We start from the raw sequence: 15,210 nt of genomic DNA on the forward strand, positions 1-15,210 counted from the left end.
AAACCGGCCCAGTCCGCCGAATGCCCTGGCACGAGCCAACCGGAAAGGGGCTGCCATGGAGGCGGAAGTGGTCATCAGCGGAAACGTCGGAGCCGATGTGGAGTGGCGCACCGACGAGCGCTATGGGGCGCGGGCATCGTTCCCGGTCGCGGCGACGCGACGGGGCCTGCGCGAGGGCAAGTGGGTCGACCTCGACACCACCTGGTACCGGGTCACCTGTTGGCGGCAACTCGCCATGCATGTGATCGAGAGCGTGAAGAAGGGCGACGCCGTCTTGGTGAACGGACGCCTGCGCATCGATCGCTGGGTGGACGCCCACGGCATGCCGCGGGCCGAGTTCGCGGTCGACGCCACCTGGGTCGCGCCCGACCTGCGCCGCGGCACCGCCCGCTTCGTGCGGGCGCGGCTGCGGCCCGAGGCGTCCGGGCCGGCCGAATCCGAGTTCGAGGCCGCGCGCAACGACGCCGAGGCGTCGTGCTACGCGGACCAGGCCGGTGCCAACGGCGCGCGCGAGGGTGCCGACGAGCGCATCGACGATCCCTGGGCCGCCCACGATCCATGGGGTGGCGATCCGGACGAGAACGGTGTGATCGGTGAGGCCGAGGCGTCCGGCGGATCGCACGAGGCCGGCGAGGCGGAGGAGGCCGACGAGGCGCTGGAGGCGCTGGCCAGCTGACGGCGGGCCGAGATCACACCAGCGTCAGGACGAAGGAGCCGTCCGAGACCACCTCAAGGTGAATCGACGTGAGGTCGGGCACGGCGAGGTCGGGATCGCACGCCGCGGCAGGACCGCCGACGCCCACGACCGCCATCCCGGCGGCGCGGGCGGCGGCGATGCCGGCCTCGGAGTCTTCGAACACCACGCAGTCCTCGGGGGCGGCCCCAAGCCGGGAGGCCGCCAGCAGAAAGCACTCCGGGTCGGGTTTGCTGAACCGGACATCTTCGGCGGTCACCGTCACCGACGGCACCGGGAGCCCGGCCGCGCCCATCCGGGCTCGAGCCAGAGGCACCGGTGCCGAGGTGGCCAGCGCGTGCGGCACGTCCGCGATCGCGTCCAGCAGATCGGCCGCGCCCGGAATCGGCACGATGCCGTCCAGGTCGGTCTGCTCGATCGCGAGCAGGCGCGCGTTGTCGGCCAGGTTCAGCTCGTGCGGGCGGCCGGGGAGCAGAATCGCCATGGTGGCGTGCGCCTGGCGTCCGTGGATCCTCGGCAGCACCTCCACCGGGTCGAGCCCGTTCTCGATCGACCAGTCCCGCCACACCCGCTCGACGACCGCGTGCGAGTTGACGAGGGTGCCGTCCATGTCGAGCAGCAGGGCGCGGCCCGTGATCGCCTCGGCCATGGGTCAGTCGCGCTTGAGCCGGCGGTGCTTGGACGCGTGCGGGCGCGCGGCCTCGGCACCCAGGCGGGCGACCTTGTTGGCCTCGTAGTCGGCGAAGTTGCCCTCGAACCAGAACCAGTTGGCCTCGTCGGAGTCGTTGCCCTCCCACGCGAGGATGTGGGTGGCGACCCGGTCGAGGAACCAGCGATCGTGGGAGATCACGACGGCACAGCCGGGGAACTCCAGCAGGGCGTCTTCGAGCGACTGCAGGGTCTCGACGTCCAGGTCGTTGGTCGGCTCGTCGAGCAGCAGCACGTTGCCGCCCTGCTTGAGGGTGAGCGCCAGGTTGAGGCGGTTCCGCTCACCGCCGGACAGGACGCCGGCCGGCTTCTGCTGGTCGGGGCCCTTGAAGCCGAAGGACGCCACGTAGGCGCGCGAGGGCATCTCGAAGTTGGCGACCTTGATGTGGTCGAGGCCGTCGGAGACGACCTCCCAGACGTTCTTTTTCGGGTCCAGGCCGCCGCGGCCCTGATCCACGTAGCTGAACGACACGGTCTTGCCGACCTTCAACTCGCCCGAGTCCGGGGTCTCCTCGCCGACGATCATCTTGAACAGGGTCGTCTTGCCGACGCCGTTGGGGCCGATGATGCCGACGATGCCGGCGCGCGGCAGCGTGAAGCTCAGGTCGTCGATGAGGACGCGGTCGCCGAAGCCCTTGGTCAACTTGACCGCCTGCAGCACATCGGCGCCCAGGCGCGGACCGGGCGGGATGTTGATCTCGGTCGGGTCGATCGCGCGGTTGCGGTCCGCCTCGGCCGCCAACTCCTCGTAGCGGGCCAGGCGGGCCCGGTTCTTGGCCTGGCGGGCCTTCGGGTTGGCGCGCACCCACTCCAGCTCTCGCTCGAGGATCTTGGCGCGCTTGGCGTCCTTCTTGCCCTCGATCTGCAACCGGGAACGCTTGGTTTCCAGGTAGGTGGAGTAGTTGCCCTCGTAGGGGTGTAGCTTGCCGCGGTCGATCTCGCAGATCCACTCGGCGACGTTGTCGAGGAAGTACCGGTCGTGCGTGACCGCGAGCACGGCGCCCGGGTAGCTCTTGAGGTGACCTTCGAGCCAGTTGACGCTCTCGGCGTCCAGGTGGTTGGTGGGCTCATCGAGCAGCAGCAGGTCGGGCTGCTGCAGCAGCAGCTTCACCATGGCGACCCGGCGCCGCTCACCACCGGAGAGCACGTTGACCGGGGTGTCGCCGGGCGGGCACTGCAGGGCGTCCATCGCTTGCTCGAGCTGGCTGTCCAGATCCCATGCGTTGCGGTGATCGAGCTCGGTCTGCAGCGTGCCCATCTCGTCCATCAGCGCGTCGAAGTCGGCGTCCGGCTCGGCCATCTCCATGCCGATCGCGTTGAAGCGGTCCAGCATGCCCTTGGTCTCGGCGACGGCCTCCTCGACGTTCTCCATCACCGTCTTGTCCTCGGTGAGCGGCGGCTCCTGCAGCAGGATGCCGACGGTCTTGCCCTTGCCGAGCATCGCGTCGCCGTTGTTCGCCTTCTCCAGGCCGGCCATGATCTTCAGCAGCGTCGACTTGCCGGCGCCGTTGGGGCCGACGACGCCGATCTTGGCGCCCTCGTAGAACGACAACGTGACGTTGTCGAGAATGAGCTTCTCGCCCAGCGTCTTGCGCACGTTGTGCATGGTGAACACGAACTCGGGCATGAACCGTCCTCGTCATTGGCTGTGTGTGGGATGAAATCGGGCCCAGTATACGGTGAGCGCATGTCGAGTCTCCCGCCCCCGTCCTCCACGCCGACCCTGCAACCACGCGCGGGCCGCAGCGGACGCCGCAAGGCGCTGCTCGCGGCGCTGTGGGCGATCAGTGTTGTCGTCGCCTTCCTGATCGGAACGCAGGTGCCCCTGGGCGCCGGTGCGCCCGGGGCGGTGCCGGCGCCGGGCACACCGGGGACGTCCGCCGCGCCCGCGCAGACGCCCGACCCTCAGCTCCAGCAGTTCTTGCGTGAGCTTCCGCGCCGCCAGGCAGGCGATCCGCTCGCGCTCGGCAAGGTGGACGCGCCCGTCGTGCTCACCAACTGGTCGGACTACCGCTGCCCGTTCTGCGCGAAGTGGCACCAGGAGACGCTGCCGCAGCTCAAAGCCGCGGTGGATGCGGGCACGCTACGGATCGAATTCCGCGACCTGGTGCTCTTCGGCGACGAGTCCGCTGCGGCGGCAGTGGCGGCCCGCGCGGCCGGCCAACAGGGCAAGTTCTGGGAGTTCCAAGAGGCTGTGTTCTCCGCGGCCCCCGCCAGCGGTCACCCCGAGATCGCCCGTGACGACCTGATCGCGTTCGCCCGGACGGCCGGCGTTCCCGATCTGGCCGCCTTCGAGACCGCACTCGACGACGAGACGCTGCGCGCGGCCGTCGAGGCCGACACTGCCCATGCCCGCGAGATCGGCATCTCCGGTACCCCGTTCTTCGTCGTCGGCAGCCAGCCCATCAATGGCGCCCAGCCCGCCGATGTCTTCCAGCAGGTGATCGCCGCCGAGGCAGCGCGCTGAGACGGACGCCGGTAGCCCTTCAGCCCTGCGCCGCCTGCATCAGCCGGGCGATGTGGAGGGTGAGGTAGGTCACCTCGTCGTCCGATAGCGACTGGTCATCGAGCGTGAGCAGGTACCGGATGCGCTCGGCGCACTGGTACGCCCGGGGATGGGCGTCCAGCACCGCCGACCTGATACCGGTGGGCTCCCCGGCGAACTGCTGGTGGGTCTGCAGGCGCACGAACAAGTAGCGCAGGTGCGTGATGAAGCGGGTGGTGCTCATCGCGTCCCGGTCGATCTGGATGCCCATGGTCGTCTCGATGACGCCGAGGATGCGGTTCAGCTTCGTCGTCATCTCCAGCGTCGGCGCCAGGCTCGCGCCGGCGAACTGGGCGTTGACGACGTGCATCGCGACCGCGACGGCCTCGTCCTCGGCGAGTTCCACGCCCAGGCGCCGCCTGACCAGGTCGACCGCCTCCCGACCGAGAGCGAGCTCTTGCGGGTACAGCTGCGCGATCTCCCAGCGCAACGGGTAGTCGATCTCGCTCCCGGAGCGGCTGCGCTGGATCGCGAACGCGAGATGGTCGGCCAGCGGCAGCACCAAGGCCTGGCTGATCCGCACGCCGAGCCGCGTGTGCGCCACCTCGGCGATCTCGCGCGCCAGCCGCACCACCTCCAGCGGCGTCTCGGCCAGGAAGGCGGTCAGCCGGTCGAGCGAGGTGGAGGCGTCCGGGACGAAACGTTCGCTCACCGCGGCGGGATCGATCATGTCACCCGGGCGTTTGCCGTAGCCGATGGCACGGCCGAGCACGATGGCGGTCGCGCCGTCGTTGCCGACGACCATCGCGGCGTTGTTGTTGAGGACTCGGGTGACGCGCATGGGCCGCGGTCGGGTCCTTTCTGTGAGAGCGGGGGGACCGGTGCAGGACCGGTCCACCCGCACGGGCGAGGCGATCAGCCGTCGAGGCGAGCGCCCCGGGATTCGATGACCTCCTGGTACCAGTAGGAGCTCTTCTTCCGGCTGCGGGCCAGATCCTTCAGATCGAACTCGTCGCGGTCGACGTGGATGAAGCCATACCGCTTCGAGAAGCCCTGATGGGTCGAGATCAGGTCGATCGCCGACCACGGGCAGTAGCCGAGCACGTCCACGCCATCGGCGAGCGCGAGCCGGATCTGCTCGATGTGGCGCTGCAGGTAGTCGATGCGGTAATCGTCGTGCACCATGCCGTCTTCGCCGAGCTCGTCGAACGCGCCGAGGCCGTTCTCGGTGACCAGCAGCGGCAGGCGATAGCGGTCCCACAAGGCCCGGAACGTGGTGCGGAAGCCGACCGGGTCGATCTCCCAGCCGAACGCGTTCTTCGGCAGGTTCGGGTTGTCGACGGCCTTGTAGACGCCGACCTCGCCGCGGACCATCTGCTGGTCCTCGCCACGGGCGCGCAGGTCGGAAGCGTCCCCGCTCGGCGCGGCGACCGTCTGTGTCGCGTAGTAATTGAACGCGATGAAGTCGGGCTTCGCCGCGGCCAGGATCTCCATGTCACCCTCGGCGATCGCCGGAGCCCAGCCCTTCTCCACCAGGTAGGCCCAGGCCAGCGAGTTGTACTCACCGCGGGCGGCCAGATCGGTGTAAAGCCAGTTGCGGACGGCGTTCCAGTCGTCGGCCGCGACCACGTCCTCGGGTGCGCAGGACGCCGGGTACACGTAGGCGACGTTCGGCGCCGGACCGATCTTGGCCTCGGGCAGCAGCTCGTGGCAGCGGATCATCGCGCGCGCTTGGGCGAGGAACATGCCGTGGTTCTGCTGGTACAGATCGCGCTGGGCGGCGTCGCCCTCCAGCGTGGTGGTGCCGAGCATCTTGCCGTACATGATCAGCATGTTCTGCTCGTTGATGGTGAGCCAGTAGCGCACCTTCGAGCCATACTCGCGGTACAGGATCTCGGCGAAGCGGACGAAGGCGTCGATGGTGGCCTGGTTGGCCCAACCGCCGCGTTCGGCCAGCGCCTGAGGCAGATCGAAGTGGTACATGGTGATGATCGGCGTGATGCCTTGGGCGATCACCGCGTCGATCAGGCGGTGGTAGAAGGCGATGCCGGCGGCATTCTCCTCACCGTCGCCGTCGGGGACGATGCGCGTCCACGCGATCGAGAAGCGGTACGCCTTGAGGCCGATCTCGCCCATCAGGGCAACATCCTCTTCGACGTGGTGGTAGTGATCGGCGGCCACCTTGAAGTCGGTGGTTCCCTCCGGGAAGTGCGTGCGGACGTCCTGGACCGAGGGGCCCTTGCCATCGGCGTCCCAGGCGCCCTCGACCTGATAGGCCGACGTGGAGGCGCCCCACAGGAAGTCCTCGGGGAAGGCGGGCAATTGTGCGTAATGCATGCGGTTCTCCTTGAGCGTTGTGCCGTGCGCGGATCAGGCGACCACGACGAGACCGTCGTCACCGGCGGCGATGGGTCCAGCGGCGATGATGTCCACAGTGGTGAAGTTACCCGGATTGGTGACCAGCACCACAGTCGTCGGGTCGAGATCGGCCCGCCGGATCGCGTCCAGGTCGGCGATGGCGAGCACATCACCGGCGCGCACCTCGGTGCCCTTGGCGATCACCTGGCTGAACGGCGCACCCTTGAGCTGCACGGTGTCGATGCCCACGTGCACCAGGATCTCCACGCCGGTGGCCGTCCGGATGCCGAACGCGTGCCCCATCGCCACGATCACCTTGCCGTCGACCGGGGCGACCACGCGGCCGTCGTCGGGAACGATGCCGAAACCGACCCCCATCGCGCCGGAGGAGAACACCTTGTCATCGACGTCGGCCAGATCGATCGCGGTGCCCGACATAGGCGCGCGGACCGTCGTATCGAGGGCGGTCAGCAGCGCGGTGCCGCCGGTGGCCGGCGCCGGGACGCCGGCGGCGGGATCACTCTCGGCGCGGGCGGCCGCGGCGGCGTCCTTGGCGAGATCATCAGCGCTGAAACCGAACAGATAGGTGCCCACGGCGGCCAGCACGAAGGACAGACCGGTGCCGGCCAGCAGCCAGACCAGGTTGCTCATATTGCCGTTGGGGTCGATGCCGATGGGCAGGGTGAGCAGGCCAGGTGCGCCGGTGCCGAACACGAGGACGCCCATCGCGCCGGTGATGCCGCCGCCCACCGCACCGGCGATGCAGCCGATGATCAGCGGACGCTTGCGGGGAAGGTTGACGCCGTAGATGGCCGGCTCGGTGATGCCGAAGATGCCGGCGATGACGGTGGAGCCGACGATCGCCTTCTGCTGGCGGTCACGCAGGCGCAGGAAGACGCCGAGCGCGGCACCGGCCTGGGCCAGCACCGCCGGGAAAGCGGCCGACTTGACCGGGTCGAATCCCTGGGTGGCGAGGTTGTTGATGAAGATCGGCACGATGCCCCAGTGGATGCCGAAGATGACCAGCACCTGCCACAGGCCACCCATCAGGATGCCCATCACGACCGGGGAGAAGGTGTAGGCGGACTGGATCAGGCCGGCCATGCCCTGGCCGAGGAAGACGCCGAGCGGGCCGAGGGTCATCAAGGTGAGTGGCACCATGATCACGAGCGCGAGCATCGGGGTGATGAAGTTGCGCACCGACTCATGGATGCGCGCGTTGAAGAACTTCTCCAGGTAGCTCATCACCCACACGCCGAGCACGATCGGCACCACCGAGGAGGTGTAGCTCTGCAGCAGCACCGGGATGCCGAAGAAGTCGACGGTGTTGCCGGCCTGGCTCCAGGCGCGCAGCGTCGTGGCGGTGACCTTGCCGTCGATCGGCATGTTGATGGTGGCCAGCTGGGTGTAGAGCAGCGAGCCGGCCAGGGTCAGCGCGGTGTATGGGTTCGAGTTGAACTTGCGGGCCGCGGTGACGGCCAAGTACATCGGCAGGAACATGAACAGGGCGTCCGCGGCCGCGTACAGGATCTGGTAGGTCGGTGACGTGGTGGCCAGCCATTTGGCGGCGACCGCGATGAGCAGCAGTCCCTTCAGGATGCCGGTCGCGGCCAGCACGCCGAGGATGGGCGCGAAGATCGACGACACCACGTCGATGATGCGGCTGACGACGCCCCCGGACGCCCCGGCGGCGTCCGCACCCTCCTTGTCGGCGGTCAGCGCGGCGGGCAGCGCCGCGTACACCTTGGGCACGTTGTTGCCGATGACGACCTGGAACTGACCGCCGTTCTCGACGACGGTGATCACGCCCGGCAGTGTGCTGATGGCGTCCTTGTCCGCCTTGGCGCGATCCTTGAGCGTGAAGCGGAGCCGGGTGGCGCAGTGCACCACGCTCGCCACATTGTCCGGTCCTCCGGCCTTGGCCAGGATGTCCTGCGCCAGGGCCGCATAGTCGACTGCTGCCATGGGTCCTCCTTGATCGGGTCAGCGGTGGTGTCGGCACGATGCGGGTCAGGGCAAACAAAAAAGGACCCCGGATCCATCGCAGCGTTCACTGCGGCGGAGCCTGAGTCCTTGCCTCGCGAAGCGAGTGACATGCCCAATGCTCGTGTCTCTGCCGAGACCGAACCGACTGTAGGTGAGCCCACGGCGGGTGTCAATCGCCGGCGCGGCAGGCCGGGGACGGACGGCGCGAACCCCGGACGGGTGGCAGACTCCTGCGGAGCGGCCGACGGGCGGGCAACGACGAGAGGACACCGTGGTGGAGCATCGACGCGCACAGCACGCCGGGAATCCTCCCGGCGACCCGGTGGCCGGCACGCCCCGGCGCGCGGGCCAGGCCCCGGCGTCACGCCGCGCGGCCTGGGCCGGGGCGCTGCTCGTCGCGGCGATCGTGGCGGTGGTCTACGTCGTCTACGCCGCGTGGCAGTGGCGCGAGTTCGCCGTCCGCTCCTGGGATCTGGGCATCTTCACCCAGCTGCTGCAGAACTATGCCCGGCTGCAGGCGCCCATCGTCACGATCAAGGGCGAGGGCTATCACCTGCTCGGGGATCATTTCCATCCGCTGCTGGTGGTCTTCGCCCCGGTTTATGCGCTGTTCCCCAGCGCGTTCACCCTGCTCGTCATCCAGGCAGCGTGTTTCGCAGTGGCCGCCGGCGTGCTGACCCGCTCGGCGATCCGGCTGCTCGGCTCGACCATGAACGGCGTCCTGCTCGGGCTGGCGTTCGGGCTGTCGTGGGGCCTGCAGTACGCGGCGGAGGCGCAGTTCCACGAGATCGCCCTCGCCGTGCCGATCCTCACCGTCGCCCTGTGCGCGCTGGTGGAGGAGCGCTGGCGCACCGCCGCGCTCTGGGCGGGCCTGCTCGTCTTCGTCAAGGAGGACCTCGGGCTCACCGTGCTGGTGTTCGGGCTGCTGCTGGCCTGGGTCGGACGCCGATGGCTCGGGCTGTGGCTGGCCGTGTGGGGGCTGGCCTGGTTCCTGATCGCCACCCTCGTCGTGCTTCCCTCGCTGAACCCTGGCGGGTCGTGGGCGTATGCGGGCGAAGCCGATCCGGGCTCGCTGTTCGCCGACCCGGCGGCCCTCTTCGACCCCGCGAAGGGTCACACGCTGCTGTTGCTCGTGGTGATCACCGGCGGGCTGATGCTGCGCTCGCCGGTCGCGCTGGTGCTGCTGCCCACGCTCGCCTGGAGGTTCGTGTCGTCCAACAGCGGCCACTGGGGGCCTGCCTGGCACTACAGCGCCGTCCTGATGCCGATCGCGTTCGCCGCGCTGCTGGACGCCATGCGCCGCGGCCCGCAGCTGCCCTGGCGCGGATTGCGCCGCTACGCCGCGCTGGGTGCCGTAATGGCGATCGTCGTCGCGGCCGTGCTGGCCCCGACCCTTCCGCTGCGATCCCTCCTCAGCCCGTCGGCCTGGGACGAACCGGCGCGAGCCGGCGCCGCCCGGGCGGTGCTGGCCCAGGTGCCCGCCGGCGCCGTCGTCGAAACCGACGTCGGGTTGATGTCCTACCTGGTCGACGCCCACCCCGTCTACTGGATCGGCAACAAGAACCCCGTCCCCGGCTGTGTCCTGATCGACCGGATCGCTGGTGGCACCCCCACGGAGTGGGGCGGCGCCCTCGACGTCGCCGAGATCCTTCACCCGGGTGTCGGCTACACGATGGTCGCGGTCGAGAGCGGCTACGAACTCGCCTGTCGGTAGTCCGGTTGACTGAGGGGCGGGTGTCAGGCCACCTCGTCGTCGCGCAGGTAGAGGCTGGCGTCCAGCGCGTCGAGGACGCGCATCAGGCGTCCGACTTCGAGGCCGGCGGGTGGTTTCGATTCGAGCGCGATCAGCCACTGGCGCGACACCTGAGCCTTGGCGGCGAGCTCGGCCTGGGTGAGACCTCGGCGCAGGCGCAGCGCTTTCATCATCTGGGCCAGCCGGGTGAGGCTGCGGGCGTTGAGGAACTCGCTCACGATGTCAGGGTATGAAGACATGGTTGACAATGTCAATGTTTGCTGACATTGCCTCACTCAGCGGTGTGAGGCTCAGCCGTCCACGGGCGCGACGTGGACGCCTTTGGCGAGCAGCCAGATTCCGATCGCGAACTCCCACAGCGCGATGGGCAGGGCCAGGACGCCGGCGACGGGGGAGACCTGGTCCACCAGTCCGCCGATGGTCGCCAGCGCCGAGAATGTCAGCAGCGGGGCGCCGATCAGGCCTGCGGCGGGGATGATCCGGGGCACCAGGCGGTGCCGGATCAGCAAGGTGCCAAACAGGGCGGCGTTGAGGGCGGGCAGCAGGCCGGGGCCGACCAGGAAGGCCCCGTCATGCAGCGCCGCCAATGCGTCGAGCGTGCTCGGAAGAGGGGCGTCCGCGTCAAGGCCGGCCCGGACGGTGGTGAATGCGAGCAGCGCGATCACCCCGACGGCGACGAGGGCGGCCTCCGTGATGCGCGAGGCCACGAATCCCAGCGCCAGGGCGGGTGCGTAGCGGCGTCCGATCGGATAGAACGCGACCGCGGTGCCGGCGCACGCGACGGCGAGCATGATCTCCAGCACCGCGGCCGTCTGCGCGGCGGCGAGAGAGCCGCCTCCGCCGAGGAAGGGGGCTTTGAGTGCGAGGGCGGGAATGGAGGTGGCGAAAGTGACCAGGTAGAGCGCTCCGGTCACGGCCGCGAGCGTGCGCTGATCGGTGGTCCGTGTGTGTTGATGGGTGGCCGGTGCGCGTTGATGGGTGGCCGGTGTGCGGTGATCGGTCATGAGATCCCTCCCCGGGTTGACGCGGTGGTGGCGCGATGCCTCGATCGCGGACGCCAAGGTGTACGACGTATACCTATAAGGAGCGTAAGTGTATGCTGTACACCATGTCAACGAGGCGACGGCTCGACCGAGCGAGCGTGCTCCGGGCTGCGGTCGCGTTCGCGGACGCCCACGGTCTCGATTCCTTGACCATGCGTGCCCTCGCCGACACGCTGGGCGTGGTGCCGATGGCGCTCTACAAACACGTGTCCGACAAGGACGATCTCATCGGTGGCATGGTCGATCTGGTCATCACCGACTACCCCGAGCCCCCGGCCGGCCGGGGCTGGCGCGACCGGGTGCGCAGCCGGGTGATGACCGCCCGCGCCGCGCTCGGGGCGCACGCCTGGCTACGCGCGGCCATCGGCGCCCGCCGCCGTCGCACCGAGACGGTGCTCGCCCACATGAACGCGGTGGCGGGCGACTTCATCGAGGACGGCTTCTCCGCCGACCTCACCCACTACGCGATGCATGCCCTCGGCACCCGGATCTGGGGCTACAGCGAGGAGGCGTTCGACGAGGAAGCGAGCGCTCCGCCCGGTAGTACGGACGCCGTGGACGCCTCGGCCGAGGTGGTGCGGGCGATGGCCGCACGCTTTCCGCACATCGTCGCCATCGCCACGGACGCCGCCGCGCGCAACCCGGCCGGCTGCGACATCCACGACGAGTTCGAGTTCACCCTCGACCTACTCCTGGACGCGATCGAGCGCCTGCACGCCTCGGAGTGGGTCTCCCGCCCCCACCGCTAGGTCGCCAGCCGCAGATGGCGGGCGGCGAACCCCGGGAGGGCCGGCGGGCCGGCGTCAGCGGTGCGCGAGGATCAGCTCGGCGAAGGTCAATGAGTGCTGGTGGCGCAGGTCGGTGAGTTGGGTGCGGCAGGAGAATCCGTCGGCGAGGACGATCGCATCGTCGCCCGCGGCGTCCAGGGCCGGCTCGAGATGGGTGCCGAACACGGCCTTGGAGAAGGCGTAATGGCCGTCGATCATCCCGTGGTTACCGGCCAGCCCGCAGCAGCCCTGCACCCGGGTCACCTTCGCGCCCGAGCGGGCCAGCAGCGCCGCCTCGGCCTCCCACCCCATCACGGACGCCTCGTGGCAGTGCGGCTGGGCGACGATGGTGTGCCCGGACAGGTCCGGCATCACGAAATCAGGGTCTGCGGCCAGGAACTCGGCCAGCGTGACCACCTGAGCGGCGACCTCCTGCACCCGCGGGTCGTCGTGCAGCAGTTCCAACGCGTCCGAACGCCACACTGCGATACAACTCGGTTCGGTGCCCACCACCTTCACCCCGCGGGCCGCGAACGGGTGCAGCACGCCGGTGGCGTTGCGCAGTTCCTTGACCGCGCCGTCGAGCTGGCCGGTGGTGATCCAGGTCAGCCCGCAGCAGGCCTTGCGCTCCAGCAGGCGCGGCGTCCACCCGTTCTCGATCAGCACCGCGGCGGTCGCGGCGATCGCGTCACCCTCGAAGGCGTCGGAGAACGAGTCGACCCACAGCACCACCTCGCCCTTGGCGGTGATCGTGTCCTCCTGCGCGGCGAGGGCGCCGGACGGCTCCAGGCCGGTGCGCGTCAGGCCGGCCGGCGAGCCCGGACGGGCCAACGCACGGCGCAGCACCGCCCTGTTCGACCGCGCCGCGAACCGGGGCATGCCGCGACGGGCGTCGATGCCGGACACCGCCTTCACGATCGCCGACAGCCCGGGGGTTTGCATGAACAGGTTCATCAGCGGCGGCAGCAGCCGGGTGCTCGACACCAGCCGGCCCCACCGGGGCAGCCAGCCCATCGTGTAGTGGTCGCGGGGGCGCAGCCGTCCGCGATAGGCCTCGTGCAACACCGTCGACTTGTAGGCGGCCATGTCGGTGCCGGTGGGGCAGTCGCGCGAGCAACCCTTGCACGACAAGCACAGATCGAGTGCTTGGTGCACCTCGGCCGAGCGCCAGCCGTCGGTGACCAGGGTGCCGTTGATCATCTCCTGCAGCACGCGCGCCCGCCCGCGGGTGGAGTCCTTCTCGTCGCGGGTCGCCTGCCAGCTCGGGCACATCACGCCGCCGCCGGTGGAGGCGACGCAGCGGCCGACTCCGGTGCACCGGTGCACGTCGTCGGCGAACCGGCGATGCGTGCCGAACAGCGGCGAGGCGCGCACCGCCGGGGCGCGCAGGTCGGCGTCGACCGGCGCGGGATCGACCAGCACGCCCGGATTGAGCAGATTGTCCGGGTCGAAGATCCGTTTCACCTGGGCGAACAGCGCGAGCGCCTCGGGGGAGTACATCCGCCCCAGCAGCTCCGAGCGGGCCCGGCCGTCGCCGTGCTCGCCCGACATCGAACCGCCGTAGGACGCCGCCAGATCGGCCGCCTCCTCGACGAAGGCGCGATAGGACGCCGCACCGCCGGCGTCCTGGGTGAGCGGGAAGTCGATCCGGCAGTGCACGCAGCCCTCGCCGAAGTGCCCGTACGGCAGCCCCTGAAGCCCATGCCGGCGCAGTAGCGCGTCGAAGTCGCGCAGGTAGGCGCCCAGCCGGGCGGGCGGCACCGCGGCGTCCTCCCAGCCGCCATAGGCGGGCCGGGCCAGGCTCACCCCGGCCAGGCCGGCGCCGTCGGAGCGGATCTTCCACAGCGCCGCGGTGATCTTCGGGTCGGTGACCACCCGGCCCTCCAGGCAGCCGGACGCCGCTACCAGCGCGTCGGCTCGCGCCCGCAACGCGGCGGCGTCCGCATCGGCCAACTCGACGAACACCCACCCCTCGCCCGCGGGCAGGTCGGGCACCGCCGAGGAGCCGAGGGTGTGCCGGACCACGTCGACGATGCGGGCGTCCATGCCTTCGGCGGCGGTGGGCGAGAACGGCAGCAGGGCGGGCATGGCGTCGGCGGCCTCGGGCATGCTCGGGTAACCCAGCGCGATCATGATGGTGTGCGGGGCGTCGGCGACCAGCCGGACGGTGGCCCGGGTGATCACCGCCAGCGTGCCCTCGCTGCCGGCCAGGAATTTCGCCACGTCGAAGCCGCGCTCGGGCAGCAGCCATTCCAGCGAATACCCCGACACCTGCCGGGAGAAGGTGCCGAACTGGGTGCGGATCACGCCCAGGTTCGCCATCACGAGTTCGTGCAGGGCACGCAGCGTGGGTGAGCCGGACGCCGTGAGGTCCGCCCGCGAGTCGAGGGTGAGCCGTTCGCCGGTTCCGGTGATGACCTCCAGCGCCACCACGTTGTCGGAGGAGCGTCCGTAGCCGAGCGCGCGCGGTCCGCAGGCGTTGTTGCCGATCATGCCGCCGACGGTGCAGCGGCTGAACGTCGATGGGTCCGGGCCGTAGCGCAAGCCCACCTGCTGCGCCGACCGTGACAGCACGTCCTGGACGACCCCCGGATCGACCACGGCCGTGCGGGTGTGGGCGTCGAGGGCATGGATGGTGCGCAGATGCCGCGCCACGTCGACCACGATGCCCGGCCCGACCGCGTTACCGGCGCATGAGGTGCCCGCCCCGCGGGTGGTGAGCGGGATGCGGGCGGTGCGGGCGGCGTCCACGATCGCCTCGAGTTCGGCGACCGAGGCGGGGTGCGCCACGCCCTGGGGCACCACCCGGTAGAGCGAGGCGTCGGTCGAGTAGAGCGCGCGGGTGAGCGTCGAGGAATCCACTCCGGGAACCAGCGGTGCCGTGGTGGGCACGACGGTCAGCTCGCCGGGCCAGTGGCGTGCTCGGCGGCGCGGTTGACGGCATTCATCACACGCCCGAGCGCGTCCAGATCCTCGGGATCGACCACGTCGATCAGGATCTCGCGCACGGACGCCACATGGTCGGGGGCAGCGGAGTCGAGCAGATCCCAGCCGTCCGGATTCAGCTGCGCGATGACGCCGCGCCGGTCGCCGGGGCAGGGCAGCCGGGTGAGTAGGCCCTTCTTCTCCATCCGCGCCACCGTATGGGTGAGCCGCGAGCGGGATTGGCGGGACGCGTCGGCCAGATCGCTCATCCGCATCCGGCGTCCGGGAGCCTCGGAGAGGTTCACCAGGATCTCGTACTCGCTCATTCCCAGGCCGAATGGGCGCAGGCCTTCTTCGAGATAACGGTCGATGTGGGCGGAGGCTTCGAGGTAGGCGCGCCAGGTTCGTTGCTGCTCCGCGGTGAGCCAGCGCGGAGCGGCGGACGTCTGCATGAAGGCAATTCTAGCCCGCGAGGCTAGTGAGGATGCTGG

The 15,210-nt window shown here is 69.8% G+C and carries 13 protein-coding genes; 4 read left to right on the forward strand and 9 right to left on the reverse strand.

All coding sequences use genetic code 11. The annotated features are described in order from the left end of the window. Nucleotides 1–55: 55 nt before the first annotated feature. Nucleotides 56–676: a single-stranded DNA-binding protein gene (locus QM708_RS14185; RefSeq protein ID WP_415109868.1), complete on the forward strand. Its 621-nt coding sequence runs from the start codon at nucleotides 56–58 to the stop codon at nucleotides 674–676. A gap of 13 nt (nucleotides 677–689) precedes the next feature. Here the strand turns inward: QM708_RS14185 and QM708_RS14190 are convergent, their stop codons facing one another. Both QM708_RS14190 and ettA read right to left on the reverse strand, forming a co-directional pair. Continuing rightward, nucleotides 690–1,343, reverse strand: coding sequence for an HAD-IA family hydrolase (locus QM708_RS14190; RefSeq protein WP_415109871.1), 654 nt, complete (start codon nucleotides 1,341–1,343; stop codon nucleotides 690–692). Nucleotides 1,344–1,346: 3 nt separating this feature from the next. Continuing rightward, entirely contained in the window at nucleotides 1,347–3,029 is a 1,683-nt protein-coding gene (gene ettA / locus QM708_RS14195) for an energy-dependent translational throttle protein EttA (protein ID WP_415109874.1), read from the reverse strand. Between the two features lie 60 nt (nucleotides 3,030–3,089). Between ettA and QM708_RS14200 the strand changes: the two genes are divergently transcribed. Continuing rightward, entirely contained in the window at nucleotides 3,090–3,869 is a 780-nt protein-coding gene (locus QM708_RS14200; protein WP_415109877.1) for a DsbA family protein, read from the forward strand. Between the two features lie 19 nt (nucleotides 3,870–3,888). Here QM708_RS14200 and QM708_RS14205 read toward each other — a convergent pair whose 3' ends face one another. The 3 genes from QM708_RS14205 to QM708_RS14215 all read right to left on the reverse strand — a co-directional run bounded on the left by QM708_RS14205 (nucleotide 3,889) and on the right by QM708_RS14215 (nucleotide 8,210). Next, the gene (locus QM708_RS14205; RefSeq protein ID WP_415109880.1) at nucleotides 3,889–4,728 is read right to left on the reverse strand and encodes a PRD domain-containing protein; all 840 of its coding nucleotides are present in this window, start codon (nucleotides 4,726–4,728) and stop codon (nucleotides 3,889–3,891) included. Between the two features lie 74 nt (nucleotides 4,729–4,802). Next, nucleotides 4,803–6,224, reverse strand: coding sequence for a glycoside hydrolase family 1 protein (locus QM708_RS14210; protein ID WP_415109883.1), 1,422 nt, complete (start codon nucleotides 6,222–6,224; stop codon nucleotides 4,803–4,805). A gap of 33 nt (nucleotides 6,225–6,257) precedes the next feature. Beyond that, on the reverse strand, nucleotides 6,258–8,210 hold the full coding sequence (locus QM708_RS14215) for a beta-glucoside-specific PTS transporter subunit IIABC (RefSeq protein ID WP_415109886.1): 1,953 nt from the start codon (nucleotides 8,208–8,210) through the stop codon (nucleotides 6,258–6,260). 295 nt (nucleotides 8,211–8,505) lie between these two features. Between QM708_RS14215 and QM708_RS14220 the strand changes: the two genes are divergently transcribed. Next, on the forward strand, nucleotides 8,506–9,945 hold the full coding sequence (locus QM708_RS14220; protein WP_415109889.1) for a DUF2079 domain-containing protein: 1,440 nt from the start codon (nucleotides 8,506–8,508) through the stop codon (nucleotides 9,943–9,945). A 23-nt stretch (nucleotides 9,946–9,968) separates the two neighbouring features. Here the strand turns inward: QM708_RS14220 and QM708_RS14225 are convergent, their stop codons facing one another. Further along, nucleotides 9,969–10,223, reverse strand: a complete 255-nt coding sequence (locus tag QM708_RS14225; protein ID WP_415109892.1) for a helix-turn-helix transcriptional regulator — start codon at nucleotides 10,221–10,223, stop codon at nucleotides 9,969–9,971. A gap of 51 nt (nucleotides 10,224–10,274) precedes the next feature. After that, the gene (locus tag QM708_RS14230; RefSeq protein WP_415109895.1) at nucleotides 10,275–10,988 is read right to left on the reverse strand and encodes a DUF4386 domain-containing protein; all 714 of its coding nucleotides are present in this window, start codon (nucleotides 10,986–10,988) and stop codon (nucleotides 10,275–10,277) included. Between the two features lie 104 nt (nucleotides 10,989–11,092). On the opposite strand from QM708_RS14230, the gene QM708_RS14235 reads away from it, so the two are divergent. Then, a complete protein-coding gene (locus QM708_RS14235; protein WP_415109898.1) occupies nucleotides 11,093–11,776 on the forward strand; it encodes a TetR/AcrR family transcriptional regulator C-terminal domain-containing protein in 684 nt (227 codons plus the stop codon). Nucleotides 11,777–11,830: 54 nt separating this feature from the next. Here the strand turns inward: QM708_RS14235 and QM708_RS14240 are convergent, their stop codons facing one another. Both QM708_RS14240 and QM708_RS14245 read right to left on the reverse strand, forming a co-directional pair. After that, a complete protein-coding gene (locus QM708_RS14240) occupies nucleotides 11,831–14,686 on the reverse strand; it encodes an FAD-binding and (Fe-S)-binding domain-containing protein (protein ID WP_415109901.1) in 2,856 nt (951 codons plus the stop codon). A gap of 5 nt (nucleotides 14,687–14,691) precedes the next feature. Then, entirely contained in the window at nucleotides 14,692–15,171 is a 480-nt protein-coding gene (locus QM708_RS14245) for a MarR family winged helix-turn-helix transcriptional regulator (protein WP_415109904.1), read from the reverse strand. Between the last annotated feature and the right edge of the window lie 39 nt (nucleotides 15,172–15,210).

This window comes from Propioniciclava sp. (assembly GCF_047602245.1).
Lineage (GTDB): Bacteria > Actinomycetota > Actinomycetes > Propionibacteriales > Propionibacteriaceae > Propioniciclava.

Excerpts from the sequence above, each read along its gene's own strand:
- QM708_RS14200 (WP_415109877.1), top strand. The coding sequence starts at position 3,090 with ATGTCGAGTCTCCCGCCCCCGTCCTCCACGCCGACCCTGCAACCACGC.
- QM708_RS14190 (WP_415109871.1), bottom strand. The coding sequence starts at position 1,343 with ATGGCCGAGGCGATCACGGGCCGCGCCCTGCTGCTCGACATGGACGGC.
- QM708_RS14230 (WP_415109895.1), bottom strand. The coding sequence starts at position 10,988 with ATGACCGATCACCGCACACCGGCCACCCATCAACGCGCACCGGCCACC.
- QM708_RS14215 (WP_415109886.1), bottom strand. The coding sequence starts at position 8,210 with ATGGCAGCAGTCGACTATGCGGCCCTGGCGCAGGACATCCTGGCCAAG.
- QM708_RS14245 (WP_415109904.1), bottom strand. The coding sequence starts at position 15,171 with ATGCAGACGTCCGCCGCTCCGCGCTGGCTCACCGCGGAGCAGCAACGA.
- ettA (WP_415109874.1), bottom strand. The coding sequence starts at position 3,029 with ATGCCCGAGTTCGTGTTCACCATGCACAACGTGCGCAAGACGCTGGGC.
- QM708_RS14210 (WP_415109883.1), bottom strand. The coding sequence starts at position 6,224 with ATGCATTACGCACAATTGCCCGCCTTCCCCGAGGACTTCCTGTGGGGC.
- QM708_RS14205 (WP_415109880.1), bottom strand. The coding sequence starts at position 4,728 with ATGCGCGTCACCCGAGTCCTCAACAACAACGCCGCGATGGTCGTCGGC.
- QM708_RS14225 (WP_415109892.1), bottom strand. The coding sequence starts at position 10,223 with ATGTCTTCATACCCTGACATCGTGAGCGAGTTCCTCAACGCCCGCAGC.
- QM708_RS14185 (WP_415109868.1), top strand. The coding sequence starts at position 56 with ATGGAGGCGGAAGTGGTCATCAGCGGAAACGTCGGAGCCGATGTGGAG.
- QM708_RS14235 (WP_415109898.1), top strand. The coding sequence starts at position 11,093 with ATGTCAACGAGGCGACGGCTCGACCGAGCGAGCGTGCTCCGGGCTGCG.